A 4,751-nucleotide genomic window follows, 5' to 3' on the forward strand; every position below is an offset into this window, starting at 1 on the left:
AATGGGATTTAGAATGGCAGAGTAGAAAAAAATGTAAAAAAATTTTCAAACTACTTTGTATTTTACAATTACTAGTATATAATTATTAGTGTTGAAAATTCATAATTTATTATTGAACTTTCAACACCTTGAAAAAGACCATTAGCTTTTGCTAATGGTCTTTTTCTTATATTATAATATTTACTTTTTCATGGAAATTGTGTATCATGAACATAATTATAAATACAGTCAGGAGTCTAGAATGAAAACAACCAATCTTAAAATTCAAATCAATTTAAATCCATTAAAAAAATATCAAATCAGATATTACAAAATATTGTCAATACTTAAGTATTTTCAAAAAAATACTATTAAATACAATCAAAAAGTTATTTTAAATAAATTAAATTATTTTCTAGCTCAAGATGGACTAAAAGTGGTCACACTAAGAACCCTTAGAAAAGATTTAACTTGGTTATGTAGTAAACGTATTATTAAAAAAACCTTATTAAGACTGGGTGAGGGAAATGGTTCATATATAAGATATTCAGTCAATAAATATAGTAATAATAATTTAAATTGTGTGCTTCAAGATAAGCAAAATACTATTGAACATGATGCTAACGCAATATATAAATTTACAAAAGAAACACAAAAAAAATACTTAAAAAACAAAGGAGCTAAAACTTCTAATCTGAAAAATGCAACTAAAAATGTCAGTCATATTATAAATAATAAACAATATATAAATAATAAAGAAAAAATCTTACACAAAACAAAAAATGAAGATTCTAATTTCATGAGTTTAAAAATAAAAAACTTATTGAAATATAAAAACATAAATTTTTTAGATAAAATGAAAGAAAATTTCAATAAAAAAAATTATTTATATAAAAGAATAAAAACAAAAGAATGGTTAGAAAGAATCAAAAATCAAATACATAATGATAGGTAAGGGGTTTGCGGTTAAAATATGAATCAAGCATTAGAAAATTTGAAATCCAAAAAAACGGAAATTGAATTATTAACAGAGAAAAACAATATCTTCATTAAAAAAGAAAAAATAAACAACAAAACATTATATCATACAAGAATATTTAGAGATTTTTTCACATTTGGTCTAAATCAAAGAAAAGAAAATAAATTTTTTATTACACTAAGAAGCTTATTTGATAAAAATAAAAAAAATGGTTTCCATTTGTTTGGAATTGAAGAAAGTATTAATGATGAATTTTTAGGAATGTTTTATGGATTTAAAAGATTAACAAGGCCAATTTTTTTCAGATATGAAGACATTATTACAAAAACTGTCAAAATTATACCTATGTATAAAATCCATTACATAGAATTCAGATTTAAGAAAGGAAGTGTTTTTTGTTATATAAAAGCAATTCATGCTTTAACAAAAAAAGAAAAATTTAAAAAAAAATATGCGCAAAGCTTACTAGAAAGAATAATTAATTTAGAGCACAAGGTGTACAGATTCTACAATAAAAATTTGTCAAACGGAGGCATTATAACCAAATGGATAACAAAAAACCAGAAATAATTAGTATTGCAAATATTAAAGGAGGTGTTGGCAAAAGTGTCTTAACTATCATATTTAGCTTTATTTTAAAAAGCTTTGATAAAAAAGTTTTACTTGTAGATTTTGATCCCCAAAATAGTTTGACCAGTTATTTTTTTAAGTATATAAAAAGTTTAAGCAAAAATAATGTTTATTCTTTTTTAAAAGAAGACTCTAATTCTAATTTAGATAAATATTTGACCAAAATACATGACAATGTATATCTCATTCCTTCACATCCTAGTTTACATCTTTTTAATAAAGAGAATACTTCTTATAAAGAGCTTTTTTTAAAGCACAGGTTAGAAAGGGTATTGCCCAATTATAATTTTAATTATGTGATAATTGACACCCCACCCAATTTAGATTCGCTTTTAGATAATGCTCTTAATATTACAAATAAGCTTATTATTCCCATTCAAGTTGAAAGATTTTCTGTTGAAAGCTTGTCTATCTTGATGAAATATATTGAGAAAGTTTCAATGTATCTAGATAAAGATATTGATATATCCATAATTGAAAATCAATTCATGAAAAACAGAAATACTTTTAAAAGTATAGAAAATTCAATTAAGGATAAATATGGCAAATATATTAAAGGAAAAGTTCATTTTTATAATAAAGTGAAGGTTTTTACAAACAATTTACAAGAGCCTGATATTAAAGAACCTTATTATCAAGAATGTCTAGAAGCCTTGAATAATATATTAGCCATTTAATTTTATTTTTGGCCGTTTGTTCGCAAGCGAACAAACGGTATTTAGCATTTAGTAGTTCACAGGAGGTTTTAGACGTGTCTAAAGATTTAATCATTTTGAATGATAGAGAAGAAGGATTGATGGGTATTTCTGAGGAAGAAGAGTATGAAAACTATAAGCATGCTTTAAAAAAGAGTATGGTTAATGATATTGAAAATAAAATTAAAATAATGGAAATATTGTATAACATAAAAAGCAAAAAACTTTATCGTATTGACGGGCATGTAAGTTTCAAGTCTTTTATTGAAGAATTTTTAATTGCCAGGACCCAAGCCTATTTATATTTAAAAATATATGAACAGGTTTTAAAAGGAAATCTAAGTATAAAAGAAATTAGAGACAAGGGAATGATAGAAATTTATAGAAATATAAAATCAAAAGAGGTCGTCGATAAAAAGTCAATACAAAATTCAATAAAACCATTAAGATTTCAGCTTAAAAGAAAAGATAGTTATGATTTTTATAAAAGTAATGCTAAATTTACGGGGTATCTCTTAGACAAGATTTTTTCTAGCGATAAAGATTATTTAAATCAGATATTTAAAGAGTATTCTGATTTAAATTTAAAAAAACAAATCAGATCACATAGGTAATTACTTGCAAAATTTAAGCAATTTTTGTACAATTATTAGTGGTTGTATTTTAGTACAATCCTGATTGTCAATTTAAAACCTAGTAATAGGTTTTGTTGATCGCTTTTAAATTTAAAGTTCTCAACAAAGCCTATTTAAAGATTTAGAAATAGTAGTTTACTACGTTGATACAAAAATGTAAAATGCTACGATGAAAACTAAAAATTTTGTAAAAACAAATGCTTCAACAGCATTCGCCCAAAAATTAGCAAAGGATGCTCTAGCCAAAGAAGAAGAGAAAATTCAAAAAACCCTAAGAGAGATTCTTTACGAGAGACCTGACGACTCTATAGTATTTAGAATTGCAAAAAATATATATGAAAATGAATATAAAAAAATTAATTCTTTAAACAAACGAATTGGTATCAATAATCATGATTTCTCGTTTCATTTTATTGATGTTATTAAAAATAAATCTTGTAAATGTAATAAGGATCTATGATAGAAAGCAAACATAAAAGATATTATTTTTATTCATTGTTTTCGCTAGAACTTGCAAGAACATTGCCCCATGCTGTACTAACTATTATTTTAATAAATAAAGGGTTATCGCTAAAAAATATTGCTATAGTACAAATTTGTTATATGGTAGCAATTATTATTTTTGAATTTCCATCAGGCGTAATATCAGATATTTTTGATAGAAAAATTGTTTATTTAGCATCAATTTTCTTGCTAATGATTTCTTATTTTATTGTTTTTAAAGCTTCGTCATTCATACTTATTTGTATTTCGTGGTTTATATATGGGATGTCGGCTGCTATTAACACCGGGACAATCGATATTAGTTTTACTAAAATATATCAAAATAATTCAAAAAAGCTAAAAGCTTTTATATCATTTGTAAAAATGATACTAAGTATTAGCGCTATTTTAGGTGGATATATCGGAAGTGTGCTATATTTATACATTGATATAAAAATTTACCTAATTTCATTATTAATATATTTAATATCCTTTTTAATTACAATTTTTTTTATACCAAATGATATAAATACAGATCATAAGCATAATGAAGAAAATTTAACTTTATATCTTATGAAATTTAAAAAAAAAATAATAACATTATTAAAATCTAAAGAACTTTTAGAGTTATTTATTTTAAATGGCGTCATTCAATTTTTTTATCAACCTTTTTATTTATACTGGCAAGCAATTTTTATTGATAAAAATATATCTATTAATGTATTCGGAATTATATATGTACTATTTCGCGTATCAGATATTATAGGAGCATGGATATTTAGAAAAATTAAACATTCAAAATATGATATTTATGTTATTTTGGCTATGATATTTTTACTATCAGTTTTAATAAAAATAGTTTCACATATTTACATATTTATTACTATAATAATATTTTTAGTAATTTCAATTTCTGTTTATTCTAATAACTTAGAATATTTTTTAAGAAAAAATGTGGATTCAAAAGTTTTAGGAACTATAACTTCTATTAATAGTACATTATCCCGTATATTTTCATTTTTAGCACTAGGCATATGTTCAATTTTAACTAATTTTATCAGCGCTATAAATACATTTGTTTTATTAATACTTATTTTTTGTACATTATCTATTGTTGTGACATTTAAATTTAAAAATAACAAGAAAAGTTAAGAAGTGAACTACTATTTCTAAATCAAGGATTATAAAAATAGCTTCTTGTTTCATCCAATACATCTGGAAATTTCATTAGAGCAAATTAGAGAATATGTTTGAATTTGTAAACCGTTGTCCAATGCATCTGTTTAGCAGATTTTCTTTTTTAAAAAAACTTGAACAAAAACATATAAACATTATTTACTTTTTAAAAGC

General features: G+C 23.4%; 5 protein-coding genes and 1 pseudogene. All 6 read left to right on the forward strand.

Annotation, left to right across the window (positions count from 1 at the left end):
• Positions 1 to 241 precede the first annotated feature (241 nt).
• Positions 242 to 934 carry a plasmid maintenance protein gene (locus BLO14_RS05470; protein WP_091973839.1) on the forward strand — a complete coding sequence of 231 codons (693 nt, stop codon included), beginning with the start codon at positions 242 to 244 and terminating at the stop codon, positions 932 to 934.
• An 18-nt stretch (positions 935 to 952) separates the two neighbouring features.
• A complete protein-coding gene (locus tag BLO14_RS05475; RefSeq protein WP_091973842.1) occupies positions 953 to 1,528 on the forward strand; it encodes a DUF226 domain-containing protein in 576 nt (191 codons plus the stop codon).
• The gene (locus BLO14_RS05480; RefSeq protein WP_073999355.1) at positions 1,504 to 2,265 is read left to right on the forward strand and encodes a ParA family protein; all 762 of its coding nucleotides are present in this window, start codon (positions 1,504 to 1,506) and stop codon (positions 2,263 to 2,265) included. Before BLO14_RS05475 ends, BLO14_RS05480 begins: the two co-directional genes overlap by 25 nt.
• A 74-nt stretch (positions 2,266 to 2,339) precedes the next feature.
• Positions 2,340 to 2,897, forward strand: coding sequence for a chromosome replication/partitioning protein (locus tag BLO14_RS05485; RefSeq protein ID WP_091973845.1), 558 nt, complete (start codon positions 2,340 to 2,342; stop codon positions 2,895 to 2,897).
• Between the two features lie 190 nt (positions 2,898 to 3,087).
• A pseudogene (locus tag BLO14_RS06280) lies at positions 3,088 to 3,270 on the forward strand (hypothetical protein); the annotation flags it as partial.
• A gap of 104 nt (positions 3,271 to 3,374) precedes the next feature.
• A complete protein-coding gene (locus BLO14_RS05495) occupies positions 3,375 to 4,553 on the forward strand; it encodes an MFS transporter (RefSeq protein WP_091973851.1) in 1,179 nt (392 codons plus the stop codon).
• The last annotated feature ends 198 nt before the right edge of the window (positions 4,554 to 4,751 follow it).

Origin of the sequence: Borreliella japonica (genome assembly GCF_900099615.1) — a bacterium.
GTDB classification, from domain to species: Bacteria; Spirochaetota; Spirochaetia; order Borreliales; family Borreliaceae; genus Borreliella; species Borreliella japonica.

What these genes read in the sequence shown, in the direction of transcription:
- BLO14_RS05470 (WP_091973839.1), top strand. Translation starts at nt 242, where the DNA reads ATGAAAACAACCAATCTTAAAATTCAAATCAATTTAAATCCATTAAAA.
- BLO14_RS05475 (WP_091973842.1), top strand. Translation starts at nt 953, where the DNA reads ATGAATCAAGCATTAGAAAATTTGAAATCCAAAAAAACGGAAATTGAA.
- BLO14_RS05480 (WP_073999355.1), top strand. Translation starts at nt 1,504, where the DNA reads ATGGATAACAAAAAACCAGAAATAATTAGTATTGCAAATATTAAAGGA.
- BLO14_RS05495 (WP_091973851.1), top strand. Translation starts at nt 3,375, where the DNA reads ATGATAGAAAGCAAACATAAAAGATATTATTTTTATTCATTGTTTTCG.